The 3,400-nt window shown below is 41.9% G+C and carries 2 protein-coding genes; one reads left to right on the forward strand and one right to left on the reverse strand.

The genetic code is table 11. The features are described from left to right. Nucleotides 1-95: 95 nt before the first annotated feature. Complete coding sequence (locus ABFQ95_08090) at nt 96-2,276, reverse strand: adenylate/guanylate cyclase domain-containing protein (GenBank protein MEN8237478.1); 2,181 nt, start codon at nt 2,274-2,276, stop codon at nt 96-98. Nucleotides 2,277-2,423: 147 nt separating this feature from the next. On the opposite strand from ABFQ95_08090, the gene ABFQ95_08095 reads away from it, so the two are divergent. After that, on the forward strand, nt 2,424-3,248 hold the full coding sequence (locus tag ABFQ95_08095; GenBank protein ID MEN8237479.1) for an MBL fold metallo-hydrolase: 825 nt from the start codon (nt 2,424-2,426) through the stop codon (nt 3,246-3,248). The last annotated feature ends 152 nt before the right edge of the window (nt 3,249-3,400 follow it).

Genomic DNA, 3,400 nt, shown 5'->3' on the forward strand with positions numbered 1-3,400 from the left:
ACCTCTGACCTCTGACCTCTGACCTCTGACCTCTGACCTCTGACCTCTGACCTCTGACCTCTGACCTCTGACCTCTGACCTCTGACCTCTGACCTCTATTTCTTCTTCAACTGAATAACCCCATCCCAGTCCTTAGGAGGCGGTTTCTTTTTGAATTCAGCACACCGTTTTAGATACATATCACAGACAGGATCATGGCCAAAGCTATCAACGATGGCTTGGAAATTATCGATAGCTTCGTCCCAGCGCTGTTCTAGGTAAACTTTAAAACCTTGGGTGAACAATTCGGTGTATTGAATTTGTTGCTTGGAGGGGAATAGGTTGGGATCACCTTTTTTGAGACCAACGAGTTCATAAATCAAATTTCCTTGTTTTTTGCCCTTTACTGCAACAACGTCTAAGGGGCGTAACAGGCAGTCCTTGTGGACGGATTCGTAGACCTCAGTGCTTACAATAATTGTGGTGTGATACATTTTATTGGTTCCTTCAAGGCGTGCTGCAAGATTGACAGAGTCACCAATAGCGGTGTAGTTGACACGATCTGATGAGCCAACATTTCCCACGATAGTATCCCCGGTGTGAATTCCAAATCGTGTACGCAACTCAGGCTTTTGTTCAGATCGCCATTTGCGGTTTAGTCCTTTAAGTTTTTTCTCGCATTCAAGCGTTGCTATACATGCCTTTAATACATGTTTTTTGTCAACAAAAGGGGCTCCCCAAAAGGCCATGATCGCATCACCGATATACTTATCAATGGTGCCGTTGTGCTTTTGAATAATTGTGGTCATTTCTTCGAAATACTCAGAAAGGTGTAGCATCAATTTTTCAGGAGGATAGCTCTCACTGACACCGGTAAATCCAGCAATATCGGTAAAGAGAAGGGTGACCGGTCTTAACCGTCCTCCAATTTTCACATCTTGCCCTTGTTTGGTCAGTTTTCGAACAACTCCTTTGGGAACAAACTTGCCAAAAGCTTGCAAGCTTGAACGCATTGCCGAGATTGAATCATTCAGTAACTTTATCTCGGCGATGTTGGAATGGATTTCCTTTCCATGATCGAGGTCAAAATTTTGAATTTTGTTAGCTTCTTTGGCCAATAGCATGATCGGGCGTGAAAGGTTGCGTGAAAGGATAATGATAAAAATGATGGAGATGATAAAAATGATAATCGAGATTATAATCGTTTCTTGTTGTATCCTTTTAGCCTCGCCCAAGAACACATCTGTGGGGGCAACAATGCCCACTTTCCACTTTTTGTTAAAATCTTTGGGAAAAGATTTAAACAGGGCAAAATATTCTGTGCCCCGAAAATCAAAGGTAAATTTGTCACGGCCGTAGAGTTGATGATCTTGGAATGCTGTGACAAGTCTTTTATCCTTAAGGTCATCAACAAGCTGAATTTTGGTCTCATCTCCTTCTACTCTGGTTGTTTTGGTTTTGTCAGGGTGGGCAATGAGCTCACCGCCATCGTTATCAACAATAAAGACGATACCTCGCTCTCCCAAGTTTGTTTGCTTTAAAAATGAGGAAATGTCCTCAATATAAATGTTTGATCCAACAACGCCGAAGAATTCTCCTTTACTTGGTGAGTTCCCGTATCCGGTATAAAGTGGTTGAGCCGCAGTTATTCCAGGCTTTCCTTCCAACAATGAAAAAATTTCGACTTCACTCCAGAAAAATTTACGATTTTGTCGGGCTTTGATATACCACTCAGAGATTCGGTGATCAAACATGACATTGGGAATCGTTTCAGTTTCTCGGACAACGCCATCAATATCACGATATTGCCAGGTTTCTACGGTTTCTGTCTCGGTGCGGTTGATAAATCGTACTGAAAAACTGATGCCACCCGGCAATCTGTCAGTAGGATTGGCCCGATAAGTAGCTCGGTCTCCAAGGCGGGATATTTCTAGGAATTTCCCGTTTTCAGCACCAACATACATATTAGTAAGGTGCGGGTAGACTCGCAAAACCCCAATCATGTAGAGGATAATTTCCTCATTGTTAATGTCCACATGTTCAGGATTGGCGACTAAGTTGGAGCCCAAAAGCGTCATTTCCTGAGCTGTATTGAGATAGGCACGCGTGCTGTCAATGGAACTTTGGGCAATTTCTGTAACCAGCATGTCTGAGAAGCGAACCAGATTTTCTTTGTTATTGTAAAATGTATACCACATGATCGAAAGTGCAGTTGCCAAAAGGACAATAACAAATTCGGCAATAATATCGAACTGTATTTTTCGATTTCTCCAAATATTCAGCATATAATCAACCATTAAACTAATGACCCCCTAATTTATTGTAAGATTTATAGGTTAAATATTTATTAATCATTTGATTTATTTCCAGAATTAGTGCGCATTAGACATGTGAGTTGTGAATTGTGTATAATGATCGAAACACAAAAAAAATGTTGAGGCGCTATGTTTGAAGTTACATTTTGGGGTGTGCGTGGGTCAATTCCCTGTTGCGGCCCGCAATACAACGAGTACGGCGGGCATACCTGTTGTGTAGGGGTTCGTCTGGATGATGCTTTCATCATACTTGATGCCGGTACAGGTATTTTGCCATTGGGTGAATGGGTAACCGCGCAAAAAATCTCAAAAGCTTCTTTGCTATTATCACACGTGCACTTTGACCATATTATTGGGTTGCCATTTTTTGCTCCCTTATGGAACCCTGATTTTTCTTTGGATATATTTGCGAGTCATTTGATCGACGAAGGAGGAATCGAGGCTTTCTTTCGTAAAAATATTACCCATCCTTTGTTCCCGGGATCTCTTATTGATATGGCCAGAGCCGATTTGACATTGCATGATGTGGTGGCTGGAGATTCCATTGATAATGTGCCGGGTTTGAAAATCTACACCCAAGCTTTAAATCATCCAGGTGGTGCAACTGGATATCGCCTTGAGGCCGGAGAAAAATCTCTTTGCTACATCACGGATACAGAACATATGATCGGTCACCATGATGTTAAGTTATTGGATTTTATCCAAGGAACTGATTGTCTTATTTACGATGCCATGTACACAAGCACGCAACACAAAGAAAAAATTGGCTGGGGGCACTCTACCTGGCAAGAGGCAGCGTATTTAGCGCAAAACGCTGATGTAAAGCAATTGGTACTCTACCATCACAACCATGCGCATACGGATGAGATGATGCGTGAGATTGAAGGTCAGTTAAAAGAAGTTTTTGCGCAAGGGGTGGTTGCCAAGCAGGGTATGAAGATTGAGTTGGAGTAGGTTGGGCAAAATTTCGTTTAACCTGACAAGGGTATATAGGCTCTTTTGCGTTTTGGGGACTGGGTTAGCCGTATTACCACGGTACTTTGATTTTTTTCACTCTATTCCTGACGAAATTTTAAAAAGTGAGAATTTTTTGTAAAAAATCTATC

It is taken from the genome of Pseudomonadota bacterium, assembly GCA_039714795.1.
GTDB lineage: Bacteria > Pseudomonadota > Alphaproteobacteria > JAGOMX01 > JAGOMX01 > JBDLIP01.